Source organism: Aeromonas fluvialis, from assembly GCF_000819885.1.
GTDB lineage: Bacteria > Pseudomonadota > Gammaproteobacteria > Enterobacterales > Aeromonadaceae > Aeromonas > Aeromonas fluvialis.
In genome coordinates this window covers 58,062-74,638 of record NZ_CDBO01000009.1, presented here as the reverse complement: position 1 = coordinate 74,638, position 16,577 = coordinate 58,062, and the positions used below count along the sequence as shown (strand labels likewise).

General features: G+C 60.3%; 19 protein-coding genes and 4 pseudogenes. 9 read left to right on the top strand and 14 right to left on the bottom strand.

Translation table 11 applies throughout. The features are described from left to right. Positions 1-78 precede the first annotated feature (78 nt). Positions 79-984 carry a LysR substrate-binding domain-containing protein gene (locus BN1125_RS01965; RefSeq protein ID WP_042010308.1) on the bottom strand — a complete coding sequence of 302 codons (906 nt, stop codon included), beginning with the start codon at positions 982-984 and terminating at the stop codon, positions 79-81. Between the two features lie 120 nt (positions 985-1,104). Here BN1125_RS01965 and BN1125_RS01960 point away from each other — a divergent pair, with 120 nt between their 5' ends. The 3 genes from BN1125_RS01960 (at position 1,105) to BN1125_RS01950 (ending at position 4,228) form a co-directional block, all read left to right on the top strand. Continuing rightward, on the top strand, positions 1,105-2,232 hold the full coding sequence (locus BN1125_RS01960; protein WP_042010306.1) for an S-(hydroxymethyl)glutathione dehydrogenase/class III alcohol dehydrogenase: 1,128 nt from the start codon (positions 1,105-1,107) through the stop codon (positions 2,230-2,232). A gap of 48 nt (positions 2,233-2,280) precedes the next feature. Beyond that, positions 2,281-3,117, top strand: a complete 837-nt coding sequence (fghA, locus tag BN1125_RS01955; protein ID WP_042010305.1) for an S-formylglutathione hydrolase — start codon at positions 2,281-2,283, stop codon at positions 3,115-3,117. A 181-nt stretch (positions 3,118-3,298) separates the two neighbouring features. Next, entirely contained in the window at positions 3,299-4,228 is a 930-nt protein-coding gene (locus tag BN1125_RS01950) for a LysR family transcriptional regulator (protein WP_052446020.1), read from the top strand. Here BN1125_RS01950 and BN1125_RS01945 read toward each other — a convergent pair. From BN1125_RS01945 to BN1125_RS01915, 7 genes and pseudogenes are all read right to left on the bottom strand, one after another. After that, positions 4,225-4,440 carry a putative antibiotic biosynthesis monooxygenase gene (locus BN1125_RS01945; protein WP_042010302.1) on the bottom strand — a complete coding sequence of 72 codons (216 nt, stop codon included), beginning with the start codon at positions 4,438-4,440 and terminating at the stop codon, positions 4,225-4,227. The two genes, BN1125_RS01950 and BN1125_RS01945, sit on opposite strands and share 4 nt — an antisense overlap. A gap of 69 nt (positions 4,441-4,509) precedes the next feature. Next, positions 4,510-4,839, bottom strand: coding sequence for a hypothetical protein (locus BN1125_RS01940; RefSeq protein WP_042010301.1), 330 nt, complete (start codon positions 4,837-4,839; stop codon positions 4,510-4,512). Continuing rightward, complete coding sequence (locus tag BN1125_RS01935) at positions 4,832-5,290, bottom strand: DMT family transporter (protein WP_042010299.1); 459 nt, start codon at positions 5,288-5,290, stop codon at positions 4,832-4,834. Before BN1125_RS01935 ends, BN1125_RS01940 begins: the two co-directional genes overlap by 8 nt. Continuing rightward, positions 5,290-5,730: a DMT family transporter gene (locus BN1125_RS01930; RefSeq protein ID WP_042010297.1), complete on the bottom strand. Its 441-nt coding sequence runs from the start codon at positions 5,728-5,730 to the stop codon at positions 5,290-5,292. The genes BN1125_RS01935 and BN1125_RS01930 overlap by 1 nt, the downstream gene beginning before the upstream one ends. Further along, on the bottom strand, positions 5,727-6,242 hold the full coding sequence (locus BN1125_RS01925; RefSeq protein ID WP_042010294.1) for a VOC family protein: 516 nt from the start codon (positions 6,240-6,242) through the stop codon (positions 5,727-5,729). The genes BN1125_RS01930 and BN1125_RS01925 overlap by 4 nt, the downstream gene beginning before the upstream one ends. Beyond that, on the bottom strand, positions 6,242-6,607 hold the full coding sequence (locus tag BN1125_RS01920) for a carboxymuconolactone decarboxylase family protein (protein WP_042010292.1): 366 nt from the start codon (positions 6,605-6,607) through the stop codon (positions 6,242-6,244). Before BN1125_RS01920 ends, BN1125_RS01925 begins: the two co-directional genes overlap by 1 nt. A gap of 197 nt (positions 6,608-6,804) precedes the next feature. Then, a pseudogene (locus BN1125_RS01915) lies at positions 6,805-7,528 on the bottom strand (head GIN domain-containing protein). 340 nt (positions 7,529-7,868) lie between these two features. Here BN1125_RS01915 and ovoA point away from each other — a divergent pair. After that, positions 7,869-9,752, top strand: a pseudogene (ovoA, locus tag BN1125_RS01910) (5-histidylcysteine sulfoxide synthase); the annotation flags it as partial. 66 nt (positions 9,753-9,818) lie between these two features. Here the strand turns inward: ovoA and BN1125_RS18285 are convergent. Then, positions 9,819-10,230, bottom strand: a pseudogene (locus BN1125_RS18285) (bile acid:sodium symporter); the annotation flags it as partial. A 226-nt stretch (positions 10,231-10,456) separates the two neighbouring features. On the opposite strand from BN1125_RS18285, the gene BN1125_RS19315 reads away from it, so the two are divergent. The 4 genes from BN1125_RS19315 to BN1125_RS01885 all read left to right on the top strand — a co-directional run bounded on the left by BN1125_RS19315 (position 10,457) and on the right by BN1125_RS01885 (position 12,387). Next, positions 10,457-10,684: a type I restriction-modification enzyme R subunit C-terminal domain-containing protein gene (locus BN1125_RS19315; protein ID WP_042010287.1), complete on the top strand. Its 228-nt coding sequence runs from the start codon at positions 10,457-10,459 to the stop codon at positions 10,682-10,684. Further along, entirely contained in the window at positions 10,672-10,803 is a 132-nt protein-coding gene (locus BN1125_RS19640; RefSeq protein ID WP_280136056.1) for a hypothetical protein, read from the top strand. Before BN1125_RS19315 ends, BN1125_RS19640 begins: the two co-directional genes overlap by 13 nt. Before the next feature lie 139 nt (positions 10,804-10,942). Then, positions 10,943-12,013: a Fic family protein gene (locus BN1125_RS01890; RefSeq protein WP_042010284.1), complete on the top strand. Its 1,071-nt coding sequence runs from the start codon at positions 10,943-10,945 to the stop codon at positions 12,011-12,013. 14 nt (positions 12,014-12,027) lie between these two features. After that, complete coding sequence (locus tag BN1125_RS01885) at positions 12,028-12,387, top strand: type I restriction-modification system subunit M N-terminal domain-containing protein (RefSeq protein WP_042010283.1); 360 nt, start codon at positions 12,028-12,030, stop codon at positions 12,385-12,387. Here the strand turns inward: BN1125_RS01885 and BN1125_RS19445 are convergent. The 4 genes and pseudogenes from BN1125_RS19445 to BN1125_RS01875 form a co-directional block, all read right to left on the bottom strand. Beyond that, complete coding sequence (locus BN1125_RS19445; RefSeq protein ID WP_244268447.1) at positions 12,344-12,469, bottom strand: transposase family protein; 126 nt, start codon at positions 12,467-12,469, stop codon at positions 12,344-12,346. The two genes, BN1125_RS01885 and BN1125_RS19445, sit on opposite strands and share 44 nt — an antisense overlap. Positions 12,470-12,477: 8 nt before the next feature. Beyond that, positions 12,478-12,651 (bottom strand): annotated as a pseudogene (locus tag BN1125_RS19440) (hypothetical protein); the annotation flags it as partial. Between the two features lie 377 nt (positions 12,652-13,028). Then, the gene (locus BN1125_RS01880; RefSeq protein ID WP_042010281.1) at positions 13,029-13,556 is read right to left on the bottom strand and encodes an AbiTii domain-containing protein; all 528 of its coding nucleotides are present in this window, start codon (positions 13,554-13,556) and stop codon (positions 13,029-13,031) included. Positions 13,557-13,679: 123 nt separating this feature from the next. Next, the gene (locus BN1125_RS01875) at positions 13,680-14,144 is read right to left on the bottom strand and encodes a thioesterase family protein (RefSeq protein ID WP_005355465.1); all 465 of its coding nucleotides are present in this window, start codon (positions 14,142-14,144) and stop codon (positions 13,680-13,682) included. Positions 14,145-14,277: 133 nt separating this feature from the next. On the opposite strand from BN1125_RS01875, the gene recQ reads away from it, so the two are divergent. Continuing rightward, positions 14,278-16,113 carry an ATP-dependent DNA helicase RecQ gene (recQ, locus tag BN1125_RS01870; protein WP_042010279.1) on the top strand — a complete coding sequence of 612 codons (1,836 nt, stop codon included), beginning with the start codon at positions 14,278-14,280 and terminating at the stop codon, positions 16,111-16,113. Between the two features lie 83 nt (positions 16,114-16,196). Here the strand turns inward: recQ and BN1125_RS01865 are convergent, their stop codons facing one another. Beyond that, complete coding sequence (locus BN1125_RS01865; protein WP_042010277.1) at positions 16,197-16,499, bottom strand: c-type cytochrome; 303 nt, start codon at positions 16,497-16,499, stop codon at positions 16,197-16,199. Positions 16,500-16,577 lie beyond the last annotated feature (78 nt).

The following is a 16,577-nucleotide window of genomic DNA, read 5'->3' as shown; positions in this document are numbered from 1 at the left end:
AGGTGCGGAATGTCGGTTTTATTTTCAAGCCATCGCACCTGTCGCCCGCCGCCGGTGAGTCAACGGGCGAGGAGCGCCCTAGCCTATCGGCATCACCAGCGCCGGTTGGTGAGGGTCGCTCAGCCGCTCGGCCAGATAGTCCACCAGCAGCCGTACCTTGGGGGAGAGGTGGCGGTTATGGGGATAGAGGGCCCAGATCCCCTCAGCCGGGGCCCGCAGTTCGGGCAGCAACTCGATCAGCTCGCCTCGGGCCAGATGGTCGCTCACGTAGTAGTCCGGCAGCTGAATGATGCCGATCCCCTTGAGCGCCGCATCCAGCAGGGCGTGGCCGCTGTTGCACTGCAACAGGCCGCGCACCCGCACGCTGTGGGGGCGGCCATCCAGGGTGAAGTGCCACTCGTCGCTGTTGCCCACCAGACAGGTGTGGCGGGTCAGCTCGGAGAGGCTGTTGGGCATGCCGTGGCGAGCGGTGTAAGCCGGTGAGGCGCAAACATAGGGCACCCGCTGCGCCAGCTTGCGCGCCACCAGCGTCGAATCCTTGAGATGACCTAGCCGCAGCGCCAGATCGTAGCCTTCATGCACCAGATCCAGCAGCTGGTTGGTGAGGTTGAGGGTCACCTCCAACTGGGGGAAGCGCACCATAAAGTCATTCACCAGCGGGGCGATGCGGCTCTCGCCGTAGGAGACGGGGGCCGTGATGCGCAGGGCGCCTTGCGGCACGGCCTGATGGCGCCCCACCGCCAGCTCCGCCTCGTAGAGGTTGTTCAGCAGCTGGCGACAGTGGCGATAGTAGATCTCGCCAAGCTCGGTGAGCCGCACCTGACGGGTGGTGCGCAGCAGCAGCTTGGCCTGCAGCCGATCTTCCAGCTGTGCCACCTGACGGCTGACTTGCGCCACCGACACTCCCAGCTTGCGCGCCGCCGGGGTAAAGCCCCCCTGCTCCGCCACGCTGACAAATTCACAGATCCCTTCCCAGCCGAACATTATTACCTGTGTGTAAAAGTGATTTGAGATTTGACCTCATTATCACCAAATCGGCGGGAAACTACACTGAATGTCCGAACTCATCTCTGTTCACCCTGCTCAACAAGAAGGATGTCATTCATGGCACAGGTTCAAAGCATCAAGTGTAAAGCCGCCATCGCCTGGGGCCCGGGTCAGCCCCTCTCCATCGAAGAGATCGAGGTCATGCCGCCACAAACGGGCGAGGTGCGGGTGCGCATCGTCGCCACCGGCGTCTGCCACACCGATGCCTTCACGCTGTCTGGTGAGGATCCGGAAGGGGTCTTCCCCTGCATTCTCGGTCACGAGGGGGGCGGCATCGTCGAATCGGTCGGCGAGGGCGTCACCAGCGTCAAGGTGGGCGATCACGTGATCCCGCTCTACACCCCCGAGTGCGGCGAGTGCAAGTTCTGCAAATCCGGCAAGACCAACCTCTGCCAGAAGATCCGCACCACCCAGGGCAAGGGGCTGATGCCGGACGGTACCACCCGCTTCTCGAAAGATGGCCAGCCCATCTATCACTACATGGGCACCTCCACCTTCAGCGAATACACGGTGCTGCCCGAGATCTCCATCGCCAAGGTGGACCCGGCCGCCCCGCTGGAAGAGGTCTGCCTGCTCGGCTGCGGCGTCACCACCGGCATCGGCGCCGTGATGAACACCGCCAAGGTGAAGGAGGGTGAGAGCGTCGCCATCTTCGGGCTGGGGGGCATCGGCCTCTCGGCGGTGATCGGTGCCCGTCTGGCCAAGGCCGGTCGCATCATCGCCATCGACATCAACGAGAGCAAGTTCGAGCTGGCCCGCAAGCTGGGCGCCACCGACTGCATCAACCCGAACGATTACGACAAACCGATTCAGGAGGTGATCGTCGAGCTGACCGACGGCGGCGTCGACTTCTCCTTCGAGTGCATCGGCAACGTCAAGGTGATGCGTGCGGCGCTGGAGTGCTGCCACAAGGGGTGGGGCGAGTCGGTCATTATCGGCGTGGCCGGAGCGGGTCAGGAGATCAGCACCCGTCCGTTTCAGCTGGTGACCGGTCGGGTCTGGCGCGGCAGCGCCTTCGGCGGGGTACGCGGTCGCAGCGAGCTGCCGAGCTATGTACAGCGCTACATGCAGGGTGAGTTCCGCCTCGATGACTTCATCACCCACACCATGCCGCTGGAACAGATCAACGAGGCGTTCGATTTGATGCACGAAGGCAAGAGCATCCGCACCGTCATCCACTACTGAGCATGATCACCCCGCCCGCCATCGTGGGCGGGGTGCAGGAGTCCTTCGATGAATCTGGAGATTATCAGCAGCAACAAGAGCTTCGGCGGCTGGCACAAGCGCTATCGCCACCACGCCAGCGTGCTCGGCTGCGAGATGAATTTTGCCATCTATCTGCCGCCCCAGGCCCTCACCGGCCAAAAGGTGCCCGTGCTCTACTGGCTCAGCGGCCTCACCTGCACCGATGAGAACTTTATGCAGAAGGCGGGCGCCCAGCGTATCGCCGCCGAGCTTGGCATCGCCCTGGTGGCGCCGGACACCAGCCCCCGCGGCGACGGCGTAGCGGACGATCCCGGTTATGACCTCGGCATGGGGGCAGGCTTTTACGTCAACGCCAGCCAGAGCCCCTGGCAGGCGCACTACCAGATGTATGACTACGTCACCCGCGAACTGCCTGACTTGATAGAGACCCACTTCCCGGTCTCGACCCGCCGCGCCATCAGCGGCCACTCCATGGGCGGTCACGGTGCGCTGATCGCCGCGTTGCGAGAGCCGGGTCGCTACCGCTCAGTCTCGGCATTCAGCCCGATCTGTCACCCGAGCCGCAGCCCCTGGGGCCAGAAGGCGCTCGGCGCCTATCTCGGCAGCAATCCTCTGCTGTGGCAGGAGTGGGATGCCTGCCAGCTGCTGCGCCACCAGCCGGTCACGCCGCTACCAACCTTGGTGGATGTGGGGCTGGATGATCCCTTTCTCGCCGAGCAGTTGCATATCGATGCGCTGGCCGAAGTGGCAGCCAGCAAGGGGTGGCCGCTGGAGCTCAACCGCCACGAGGGTTATGACCACAGCTACTTCTTCGTGGCGAGCTTTATCGAGGCGCACCTGCGCTTTCACGCCCGCCACATCTGATCAAAACAGGCCCGTTGCGGGCCTGTTTCAGTTGGTGTTGTGGTGATCGGACAAGATCAGCCTTGCTGCTCGTGGTAACGGCATACCAGAGCATCAGTGGCAGCAGCCTCCGCATAATACCGGCTTGCCCTGGCCAAGGTCGGCCGATTACCCTTGAGGATTGCGATGGAGGAGGTATTCCGTGAACTACGACGTTTCGTTGTTGGAGATAAAGCTGTTTCTGATGACCACCCGGTTTGGCAGTTTTTCAGATGTGGCGCGTCGGCAGGATATGACCCCCTCGTCCGTCTCGCGCAAGATGGCGCAGTTGGAGGAGAAGGTGGGCTCCAAGCTGCTACACCGCCATACCCGCTCCATCTCCCTCACCGAGGAGGGGGTCGCCTTTGCCAAACAGTGCGCCGAGATCCTCCAGCAGTATGAGCGGGTGGTCGGCCAGATCGAGCAGCGGGCGGACACCCCGAGAGGCACAATCCGGATCAGCGCGCCGGTCGCCTTTGGCCGGCTGCACATCGCCCCCTATCTGACCGAATTGCTGGAGCGCTACCCCCTGCTCAAGGTCGAGTTGCAGCAGACGGATCACTATGTCGATCCGGCGGCCGAGTCGATCGACCTGCTGATCCGCATCGGGATCTCGCAAGACTCCTCCCTGCGGATGAAACAGTTTGGCCAGCAGCACTACGTGATGGCGGCCAGCACCGACTACCTCAATCGCCATGGCGAACCGGCCAGTCCGGATGAGCTGGTGCAGCACAACTGTCTGGTCTTCAAGGGGAGCAATGGCCTGCAACGCTGGTTCATCGGCCAGGAGCAGCTGCAACCCTATGAGGTGAGCGGCACCCTCTACAGCAACAATGCCGATACTCTGGTTGCCGGCGCGATGGCGGGTGCCGGGATTGTAGTGTTCCCCACCTGGCTCATCGGCGAGGAGCTGAAAACCGGACGGCTCAAGCCGATCATGACCCGGTTCACCGTCTCCACCAGCGTGGAGCAGCAGGTGATCAGTGCACTTTATCTGGAGACCGACCAGCTCGCCGCCAAGGTGAGAGTGGTGATCGATTTTCTGGCGGGAAAATATGGCACTCCCTGCTACTGGGATGCCAGACAGATTTAGCCAGACAGCCTGCCGGTCAGCTTGTGCAGCATCGGCAGCAAGACAAAGACGGCGCAGGCCACGATCACGCTGTCGATGAGCAACACCGCGACGGGGGCGGCGGGGTCGAGCTGCCATCTCGCCAGCAGCGGCGCCATCCAGCTCGGAATCAGCAGTGTCAGCGGAAAGATGATGGCCAGCACGTGCAGGTATTCGCCTAGCTGTTTTTTCATAAAGCCTCTGATGTTGTGGCAGCCAAGCCAGTGGCAAGAGTGGTATCCCCTTCACCACTGGCGAGCCGGCTACAGCGTGGTGATGTCCTGGGTGCAGATAAAGTGGGCATCCGTGGCAAAGGCCTCAAACTGCCGGATCACCTGCTGCATCTGCGAACTCTGGATCTCCTGCAGAAATTGCGTCTCCGACTCGATGCGGATCACTTCGAAGTAGTCCCACGGCGACGCACTCTGCTGCCCCAGCATCTTCAGCCCCTTGAACACCTCGAACGAGGTGACGCTGTTGAGCCGGTTCACGGTGGGCAGATCGACCTCCCGTGCCCACGCCAGATAATCCGCCTCGTTCGCCCCCGGTTTGAGATTGAAAAAGACCATCAGGGTTGTTGCCTGTTCACTCATTCACTTGTTCCTGTTGTCGGTTCGCCAGATAGATGCAGAGCAGCGCCGCGGCGACGGCCATCATGGCGGCAAGGCGCCAGTAGTTGAGGGGGATGGGGGCATTGCCCAGCCAACCCATGGTATCGATCACCAGACTCATCACCATCTGGCCCAGAATGGTGGCTACAGTGGCGATGGCGACCCCTACCCGTGGAATGGCCGCGACCATCACCACCATGTAGACAATGCCGAACAGGGCACCGGCCAGCTGCCACTTCGGCACGCTGAGCAGGGTCGCCTGATAGGGCGGCTCAAAGAAGAAGATCAGCAGGCCGGTCACCACTGTGCCCATGGTGAAGGTGAGCAGCGAACTCTGCACCACACCGACCCGCGATCCCAACTGACCATTGATCGCCGCTTGGGCGCTGAGCGCCATGCCGGAGACAATGGCCAACACGATAATCAGCACCATCAGTTTGCTCCCAGATAGGTAAACAGCAGCGCCAGCGCGATGCAGCCAAGTGCCACCAGCCGCAGGGGACGGGTTGCCCGTTTCGGCATGCCAAACCAGCCGAAGTAGTCGATGGCAAAGCTCTTGGTCACCTGCCCCAGCAGGACGCAGATCATCGTCATCGCTACCCCCAGCATGGGGGTCGAGAGAGTGAGCGCCACCACATAGACGGGGCCGAGCAAGCCACCGATCAGCTGCCATTTCGGCACCCCATGCCACCCTGTGGATGTCCCCCGTACCGTGAAGAAACGGATCAGCCAGAGCAGTGCAGCCCCCACGCCGAAGATGCTCAGGGTGGCCCACAGATGGCCCACCTGTTCACCAAGCGGGCCCAGCAGGCCCGCTTCGAAGGAGAGGCCCATGCCGGCCATCACGATGAGCAAAACCGGGAGCGCGTTCATCGTGGATCAAACAGGGCGACGGGTGATTGACGGCTATAGGCCTTGCCCTGCGGATAGGAGACCAGCTCCAGTTGCATGCCCCATGGCGCAAGAAAATAGACCCAGGACTCCCCTGCAGTCGGCCCTTCCGTCATGCAGGTCGGCTCGCCCAGCACGGCGATCCCCTGCTCCTTCAGGTAAGCCACTGCCGCCGCCATGTCGTCCACATAGAAGGCGAGATGATGGCCACCGATATCGGCGTTGTTGGGAGCCTTGAGGTTGCGCTCGATATTGCTGGCGTACTCGAAGATCTCCAGATTGATCCCTTTGGCATTCATCACCGCAATGCGGGTGATCTCGGCGCGGGCATTCACGTTGAGGTGCTCCGCCATCCAGTTGTCACTCGCCACAAAAGGCCCGAACTCATAGGCCAGCTCGAAATCGAAGTGGTCGCGAAAAAAGGCGATAGCCTCTGCCAGATTGGGCACGGTAAAACCGATATGATCCGGCTTTTTCAGTCCTGGAATGGCCATCAGATATCCCCCCGCTCGTGGCGCAATTTGTTGAGCGCCCCCATGGTGGTCGCCCCCTTGTTGAAGCCGGTATAGACGGATGCAAAGACGATCAGCTCTTCAAGCTCCTGCCAGGTCGCCCCCTGCTTGAGAGCCATATCGACATGAGCTGCGAAGGGGTTGCCTTCACCGCTGACGTTGAGGGCCATCTGGTCGATGGCGATGGTGATGAACGCCTTGGTCTTCTGGTCGAGCTGCGGCATGCCCCAGGCTTCACCAGCCACGCGAACCGTCATGTCGCCCCAGGTCGGGTTAATGGATTTGAGCCCGCTGACCAGAGCCTGATCATCGAGCACGGCATTTGCAAAAGGTAATGATGTAGTCATCAGTGACGCCTCAGTAGTAGATAAGTTCGCCGTAGCGGATGAGGCGCATTATTAGGGAGCGGGATGTATTGAAAAACCGGCGGGCCGGAACATCACTTATGCAGGATCTGCACAAATGGCACGGTGAGTTGCGCCATGTTGGAAAAAGCAAAACAGGCCCGTTGCGGGCCTGTTTCAGTTGTGGTGATCGGTTGATATCAGCTGCCCGCTAGGGTCACTCCACCGGAACCTGCGATCTGCTGCTCCACCTTGGGATCGCCCCAGTAGGCGATGTTGCCTGAACCGGCTATGCCGACTTTCAGCGCCTCCTGCGCCCGTACCGCCACATCACCGCTGCCGGCGATATTGACCTCTACCTCGTTGCCGCGCATCTCGCTCCCGAGCACATCGCCAGCACCGGCAATGTTCAGCTCGATGGCCTGCGCCGAACCGCTGCCCAGCTCCAGACTGCCGGTGCCAGCGATATTCCCTTCCAGCCGTTTCAGCTCCAGCTGACTGGCGACGATGTCACCGGTACCAGCCACTGACAGAGCACCAGCTCATCCCCCTTGAAGCCGCTCAGATCGCCGTTGCCGGTCCCGGCCAATGCCAGTTCGTTCAGCACAGGCAAGGTGATGGTCAGCTCCAGCGGCTCGGTAGGCTCGAGCCGGTAACCCTCCTTCACCTCGATCTCCAGCTTGTCGCCGCTCTCGGTCAGCACCAGATAGGGCAGCAGGTTCTCCTGCCCCTTGATCAGGATACCGCGCGGCTCCCCCGCAACCAGATGGAGGGTGGCAGGCACCCCCGCCAGCACCCGGGTCACCCCGTCACCAAGCGCCTGCTGGCGCTCGACCACAGCTCCCGTTCCGGTCACTCTGGTCTGATCCAGCCAGTGACAACCACTGAGCCAGCCATCAACATGACAACCATCATCCATTTCATCGCTACTCTCCTCCTTATGTGTTGGCCATCCATGGCCAATTGTTTTTCATGCTCCGCAAAGCGTGAGCCAAAAATTAACCTAATGATTCAAAAGGAAACAACCATTTCAGAACGGATATGATTGTGGCTGATTGGCGGGTAATCTCGCGGCTCACTATGCTGACAATCCGTGGAATTTTTTGATTGCCGTACCGGTCTGTTGAGCCAATAGTGGTACTTCATGCGTACCAAGCTCTCCATTGCGGTAATGTCATTACCACTGTCTTGTCAGTCCTCACTGCCAAAAGGAATCAGAGCGTGACACAAGCAAGCCCTCACCATGCCACTGCCATCGGTCTGCCTGATCGACCAGCGGCTGGATGCCCGCATCGAGGCCATGGTCGCCATCGGTGTGGATGAGATGAGCTGGGACGATCTGGACGAGACCCACTACGACTGGCCCAAGGTTACCGAGCTGCGCAGCTATCGAGCCAAAGTCCGTACTCTGGTGTGCGACTTTATCCGCCAAATGCCGCTCACTCTGCCCATCGACTGGCAGAGCCCAGCCTGGGTGATCCTGATGGGGATAGAGCACGAGCGCATCCACCTCGAGACCTCCAGCGTGTTGATCCGCCAGTTGCCGCTCGCCTGGGTGCGATCGCAGCCTTATTGGCCCGCCTGTACCGAAGCCCGCCACCGCATTGACCAGGTACCCGCCAACAGCCTGCTGCCGGTGGCTGGCGGCAAGGTGCGCCTGGGCAAGCAGGACGCCACCTACGGCTGGGACAACGAATATGGCGAGCGCCATATCGAGCTGACCCCGTTTCAGGCCAGCCGCATGCTGGTGAGCAATGCCGAGTACCTCGCCTTCGTCCAGGCGGGCGGCTACGGCCAGCAGCAGTGGTGGGATGAAGAGGGGTGGAGCTGGTGCCAGTACGCCAAAGCGCAGATGCCCACCTTCTGGGTGGGTGATCCCACCGAGCCCGGGCAATTGCAGCTGCGGCTGATGACCGAGCAGGTCACCATGCCTTGGGACTGGCCGGTGGAGGTAAACCAGCTGGAGGCGGCCGCCTTCTGCCGCTGGAAGGCGGCCCAGACCGGACTCCCCATCCAGCTGCCGAGCGAGGCGGAATGGATGCAGTTGCGCGAGCAGCTACCCGGCGATCAGCCGGACTGGACACAGGCCCCCGGCAATATCAATCTGGCCCGCTTTGCCTCCTCCTGTTCGGTGGATGCCTGCCCGCAAGGGGCGTTCTTCGATCTGGTGGGCAATGTCTGGCAGTGGACCAGCACCGCCATCGATGGCTTCGACGGCTTTCGGATCCATCCACTCTACGACGACTTCTCCACCCCCACCTTTGATGGCAAGCACACCCTCATCAAGGGCGGCAGCTGGATCAGCACCGGCAACGAGGCGCTCAAATCATCCCGTTACGCCTTCCGGCGTCACTTCTTCCAGCATGCGGGTTTCCGCTATCTGGTCTCCCGTTATCAGGAACCCGTTATCGTGAATCCCTATGAAACCGACACGCTCGTCGCTCAGTACCTCGACTTCCAGTACGGCCCGAGCCACTTCGGGGTAGCCAACTACGCCAAGACGCTTGCTGATCTTGCTGGCGAGCTGTGCAGCAACCACCAGCGGGCGCTGGATATTGGCTGCGCCACCGGCCGCGCCAGCTTCGAACTGGCTCGCCACTTCCAGCATGTGGACGGGGTGGACTACTCGGCCCGCTTTATCGATGTGGCACTGGCCCTCGCCAGCCAGGAGAGCTTCCGCTACGCCATTCCGCTGGAGGGTGAACTGGTGGAGTATTGCGAGGCGCGCCTGTCGAGCCACGGGCTGGGGGCGAGTCAGGCTGAGCGCATCCACTTTAGTCAGGGGGATGCCTGCAACCTCAAACCCAAGTACGACCACTACGATCTGGTGCTCGCCGCCAACCTGATCGACCGGCTACGCGAACCTGCCCGCTTCTTGCGCGACATTGCCCCGCGACTGCGCAGCGGTGGCCTGCTGGTGCTCACCAGCCCCTACACCTGGCTGGCGGAATATACCCCGCCCGCCAACTGGCTCGGCGGCATTCGTGAAAACGGCGAAGCGCTCACCACCTATCAGGCGCTGCAACGGCTGCTGGCGGCGGAGTTTGAGGAGCACTGCCCGCCCCGGGATGTGCCCTTCGTCATCCGCGAGACCGCCCGCAAATACCAGCACACGGTGGCGCAGCTGACCGTCTGGCGCAAACGCTAGCACGCCGCTCGGCATGCAGATGAGAAGAGGGAGGCCAACGGGCCTCCCTCTTGTTATGGCAGTCAAAACGGCGCGAGCATCAATCTCCCTGCTCGTGATAGCGACGGGCCACATCAGCTGGATCTGGTGGAAGATCATCAGCGGCAGCACCATCACCCCGACGCTGGCGGCGGGGAACATGACGTTGGCCATCGGCACCCCGTTGGCGAGACTCTTCTTGGAGCCGCAGAAGACGATGGTGATCTCGTCCGCCTTGTCAAAGCCGAGGCGACGGCTGACCCAGACGTTCCAGCAGAGCACCAGCGCCAGCAAGACGCAGCTCAGCAACACGATACTGGCCAGATCGTACCAACTTACTTGACGCCAAATCCCCTGCACCACCGCCTCGCTGAAGGCGACATAGACCACCAGCAGGATGGAGCTCTGATCCAGTTTGCCGATCATCGGGTCGATGGCTATCGACCCAGCCGCTGATCAAAAACCCTGATATCACCCTTGCGCAGTTGGTCGGTGAGCTGAGCGACCCACAGTATCTGGAGCAAGCTCTTGCCGTCGCAGGAGACGAACTGGGCCAAAGCCAGGCCGATACCATGTTGAGCCAGCTCAGCCAGAAGCTGATGCGGATACTGCGCAAGGCTGAGGGCAAGGCGGATCCGCTATCCGCCCTTAAAGCAGAAGCTGGCTGAATTGGGGGAAGAGTGGGGGTGGCGCCTGACAAACTGCACCAGCACCTCCATCAGCTTGGGCCCACACAGGCCAGCGCCTTCTTGCGCCAGCAGGTCAACAGCAATGCGGCGCTGATGGCGGTGGTCAATACCCCGCGCAATCTCACCCGGATCCAGCTTAAAGAGGTCAAGTTGCTGCTCGACAACGCCGGTTTCAAAGAGGCCAATCTGCAGAGCGCCTGGCCAAGCAGCTGGTGCACGAGGTGATCATCGAGCGCGACTTTATCAACGAGCGCTTCGCCGATGATGGCGGCGCCAAGAGGCTCGACGGTCTGCTCGGCAAGCAACTGGATCAGCTTGGCGATGCACTCTGGCAAGCCGCCTGATAAGCTGCTGTGACTAGCCGCCTTCGATAGAGACAGGTATAGAAAAGGGTCCTTTTTATCTATCTTGGTCGATATACATATAGAAAATTAAATTTTCTATACATACAATCGCCGCCATATATAGAACAGGGGACTTTCTATGCCTATCACCCCACTACCACTGGCCAATATCGCCGAGCTGGAGAGCCGCGCCGTGCTTAAGAAGAGCGCCGAAGCTCACCGCTATCTGGCCGAGCTCAAGGGAGTGGCCGCCAGCATCCCCAACGAAGGGATCCTCATCAACACCCTGTCACTGCAAGAGGCAAAGAACAGCTCTGAGATCGAGAACATCATCACCACCCACGATGATCTCTATCGCGCCAACCTGTTTGAAGAGGCGGTCAATCCCGCCACCAAAGAGGTGCAGGACTATGCCGCGGCTCTCAAGCAGGGTTTTGCCACTGTACGTCGTCAGCAGCTGATCCGGCTGGCCGACATTCTGGCAGTGCAGCAGTTTCTGGAGAAAAACCGCGCAGGCCTGCGCCGTCTGCCCGGCACCGATCTCAAGAATGCCCGTACCGGCGAGGTGATCTACACCCCGCCCCAACACGGTGACGAGATTGCAGCCCTGATGGACAATCTGGTGCGCTATATCAATGACGACGAGCTGTGCGATGCCGATCCGCTGGTCAAGATGGCCATCATCCACCACCAGTTCGAGAGCATTCACCCCTTCTATGACGGCAATGGCCGCACCGGCCGCATCCTCAACCTGCTCTATCTGGTGGCTCAGGGGCTGCTCAATCTGCCAGTACTCTATCTCAGCCGCCACTTTATCCACGACAAGGGGCGCTACTACCGCGAGCTGCAAGCGGTGCGCGACAGCGGTGACTGGGAGCCCTGGCTGCTCTACATGCTCGATGCTGTGATCGACACGGCCCAGAGCACCATAGCGCTTATCACCGGCATCAAGGAGCTGATGGCCAGCTACAAGCAGGGCATTCGCGACCGATTGCCCAAGATCTACAGCCAGGATCTGCTCAATAACCTCTTCAACCACCCCTACACCAAGATCGACTTTGTCATGAGCGATCTCGGGGTGACCCGCATTACCGCCACCCGCTATCTGGATCTGCTGGTGGAGCAGGGATTCTTGCAAAAACAGAAGATTGGTCGCGGCAATTACTATATCAACCAACCCCTGTGCGCCCTGCTGGCGGCTCACAGCTAATAACCGGAATTCCCATGCGCAATAACGATATTGTTCAAAAACTGTGGAACCTCTGCGACGTCCTGCGTGACGATGGCATCAACTACTCCGACTATGTCACCGAGCTGGTGCTGCTGCTCTTTATCAAGATGGTGCACGAGAACGAAGAGGCGGGCATCCTGGCCGCCCACACCCTGCCCGAATCGTGCCGCTGGCCCGAGCTCGCCAACCGCTCTGGCATCAACCTGCTCAACCACTATCGCCAGATGCTGGTAGATCTCTCCAAAGACCACGACCCCCTGATCGCTGCCATCTATGCCGATGCCCAGGTTATTCGCCACCACAAATCGCTTAAAACGCTGGGCAATGTAGGCGGCGCCTGTCGATGGCCTTGATAGTGTGCCAGTGCAGCCCGGTGAGGCGACTGATATGACTTAGCGGTAGCATCTGCAGCAAGGTCTCGACCCACGTTCGCAACCTCTGGGTCAGGCGTGATGAGGGTGCGAGCCAGTCGATGTGCTCAGTACACGACCACAGTTCATGCAGTCCACGCGGCGGACAGGCACCTGTAATTGGACACGCTGATCGAGCAGATCGCGATCCCGTATAAGACGGATATGGCGATCATGGTTCAGGGGGCTTGGCTCAAGACAGCGACCGCAGCGTGGAAGCTCAGTTGTGAGAGGCTCTAGCGTGAGCGTGAGGGTGTTGTTGGTATCTTGGGTGGCTGGCTACGACAGCGTAGCCTGGCCAAAAAGCGGCAAGATCGATAGGGTGCATTGTGGCGGCAGGGCTAAGGGGTTGGTGTGTTTGGCGACTGCCAATTTACCTGAGTCCCTGACTGTCAATCCTCTCTTTCCCGCGATAATGCGAAGAACCAGTTATATTGGCTGACGGCAGCCGCTAACATCGGTTTAAAAGGGCCACCGTTCGGTGGCCCATCGGTGGAGTCTGATCCTGACTCCGGCACTCTAGATTGTGGCAATCTCGCTATGGGTCTTGTCTATGGTACCCTCCTTGCGCGCCAGGCGCTTACTCAGATATGCCAGTGCTGATGCCGCAAAGCCTTGAAACTGTGTTGAGGCAGCAAGGCCGCGTGCTTGGGGTACTCACTAATGAAATGTTCTATTCCCTCCATCAGTTGTGCACGTAATGATATCACGGGCTCATGCCAGGCTTGCAGGCATAGATGGCCGGGGATCAGCTGCTCCTGATAATTTTCCAGCAGCTGTTCTGGCCACGGTTCAATACCGGAATTGCGTTGCAGCAAATAGTGGGCGGCGGGTTCACGGGCATAAATGAACTGAATTTGGGCCAGCTCGCGTTGGCATAGCGTTTGACTGTTGATGTGACAGGTCAAATATTTTCCCGTTTTCAGATCCAGAAAGTGACCGCGTTGCCGGCAGGGAACGATGCGATACCAAGGCAGGGGCGAGGAGAGAGAATACCCCTCAAGCTCCTGTTCCAGCCAGTGGCGACACTCGGGTGTCTGCACCTCGTCGAGCATCAACTCGAGCTGTGTCAACAAGGCTCTGGATGGTTTGATGGCCAGTTTCGCACTCATCGCCTGCAATCCTCCCTCTGCATGCAATCCCGTCCAACAGTATGAACCCGGATCGGGCGGAGGGGTAAGGAATCTAATGATTAAAAGTGGATTAGCAGCGTGGTTTTTATGCACTAACTTGGTTCAACCCACCAGATAGGTACCGGTGCCGAAGGCGATGTGGGTGCCCTCTTCGTTGTGCAACTCCATCCGGGCGACGGCTACCTTGCTGCCAGCCCGGATGATGTGGGCGGTGGCGATAAACTCGTTGCCTCGCCCCGGGCGCAGGTAGTCCACCCGCAGATCGATGGTGCCGAGGCGGGCGAAGCGCTCCTTGAGGTAGCTGGGGGAAAACTCCTCCAGCTCGTCGATACAGGAGGCTGCGACGATCATGCCGCCCGCTACATCCAGCAGTGTGGCGGTGACGCCGCCGTGCAGGATGTTATGGAAAGGGTTGCCGATCAGCTTCTCGTCCATCTTGATACGCAATTCGACCTTGTCGAAGTCGTAGTGGGTCACCTGCATGCCGATCAGCTTGTTGAAGGGCATCTTCTCGGCAAACAGGTTGGCAATGCCACTGAGCGCCATCTTCTTGAGCATCTGTTTCATTCTCTGATCCCAATCCTTGTCATCAAAGTCGAGTAAAAACTCCAGCCAGTCTGCAACAGTTCCTTAACAGTCGCAATGGCAGGTTTATTGTGGGCTGCGGCTGCTTTAGAATGGCGACCCCAAAGGAGAGCCCATGACCGCGATTGCCGAAACCCTGCCAGATCCTCAGCCAGAGAGTCCGCTTGCCCTGTTGCAGGCGGTCTTCGGCTACCAGCAGTTTCGGCCGGGTCAGCTCGAGATTATCGAGCAGATCGTGGCGGGGCGCGATGCGCTGGTGCTCAAGCCCACCGGTGGCGGCAAGTCGCTCTGCTATCAGATCCCGGCGCTGCTGCGGCCCGGGCTTGGAGTGGTGGTTTCTCCCCTCATTTCACTGATGAAGGATCAGGTAGACAGTCTGCGTGCCAACGGCGTGGCGGCGGTCTATATCAACTCGGCCCTGAGCCGGGAGGAGATGATCCAGAACTTTGCCGCCATGCGTCGCGGCGAGATCAAGCTGCTCTATGTCTCCCCCGAACGATTGCTGCAGCACGAGTTTATGGACCGGCTGGCTGAGCTGCCGCTCGGGCTGTTCGCCATCGACGAGGCCCACTGCGTCTCCCAGTGGGGTCACGATTTTCGACCGGAGTATGCCGCGCTCGGGCGGCTCAAGCAGTGGTTCCCCCAGGTGCCCGTGGTGGCGCTCACCGCGACCGCCGACGAGGCGACCCGCAGCGACATGCTGCACCGGCTTGAGCTGAACGATCCCTTCATCCACACCGCCAGCTTCGATCGCCCCAATATCCGCTACAGCCTGGTGGAGAAGTTCAAGGCGGCCGAACAGCTGTTGCGCTACGTGCAGAGCCAGAAGGGCAATTGCGGGATTGTTTACTGCTCCAGTCGTAATCGGGTGGAGGAGGTGGCCGAGCGACTGTCCCGCCACGGCTGCAAGGCGGCGCCCTATCATGCGGGGCTGCCGCTCGAGCAGCGCCAGCAGACCCAGGATGCCTTCCTCAAGGATGACATCGAGATCGTGGTGGCGACGGTGGCGTTTGGCATGGGCATCGACAAGCCCAACGTGCGCTTCGTGGTGCACTACGACATCCCCAAGAACATCGAGTCCTACTATCAGGAGACCGGCCGCGCTGGGCGTGATAGCACCCCCGCCGAGGCCCTCTTGCTCTATGATCCCGCCGATATCGGCCGGGTGCGGCGACTGCTCGACAACATCGAGAATCCCCAGCAGTTGCAGGTGGAGCAGTACAAGCTCAACGTGATGGCGGCCTTTGCCGAGGCGCAGACCTGCCGCCGTCAGGTGCTGCTCAATTACTTTGGCGAGTACAACGACAAGCCCTGCGGCAACTGCGATATCTGTCTCGATCCGCCCAAGAGCTATGACGGCACTGAAGATGCCCAGAAGGCGCTCTCCTGCGTCTGGCGGGTGGGGCAGAATTTCGGGGTGGGTTATGTGGTGGAGGTGCTGCGCGGCTCGCTCAACCAGCGCATCAAGGATCACGGCCACGACAAGCTCTCGACCTACGGCATCGGCAAGGATCAGAGCCATGAATACTGGATGAGCGTGATCCGCCAGCTGATCCACAAGGGGCTGCTGACCCAGAACATCACTCGCAATCTGGTGCTGCAGCTGACTGAAGCGGCCCGCCCCGTGCTGCGTGGCGAGGTGAAGCTGGAGCTGGCGGTGCCCCGCTTGCAACCCATCTCCAGCCGCAAGGAAAAGCGCAATGGTCTGCTCGACAACGCCAACTACGACAAACGGCTGTTCAAGGAGTTGCGCGGCCTGCGCAAGCAGATTGCCGAGGACGAAGAGGTGCCGCCCTACGTGGTGTTCAACGATGCGACCCTGGTGGAGATGGCTCAGCTGATGCCGATGACTGAAGACGAAATGCTGGCCATCAATGGTGTCGGCCACCGCAAACTGGAGCGTTTCGGCGAAGCCTTTATGGACCTGATCATCAACTACTGCCGCCGCTAGGGTCGATTGGCGAAGCATCATCGACCCGGCAGATTCAGACCGGCACATCAGGGGGAAGGCGCCCGCTAGTCGGGCGCGCCAGGTTATTTGAGGCTGGCGTAATAGGCCGCCAGATTCTCCATGTCGGTATCGGTGAGCGGCGCCATAAAGGGCATCATTAGGGGCTCCTTGCGACTGCCATCCTTGAACGCTTTCAACTGTTTCACCAGATAGGCGGCATTCTGACCCGCCAGATGGGGATAGTTGGGGATCATCGCCTTGCCTTCCACGCCGTGACAGGCGGCACAGACCGCCGCCTTGGCTTTGCCGGCTTCAATATCGGCAGCCTTGGCCTGATGACCCCACGCCAGTGTCAGCAAGGGCAGGGCATATACCCATTTTTGCATCTTCTTCTCCTTGAATTGAAAAATGATGGTCGCCAGTGAGCGCAAGCATGGCTGACGGCAGTATAAAGAGTGACGCGA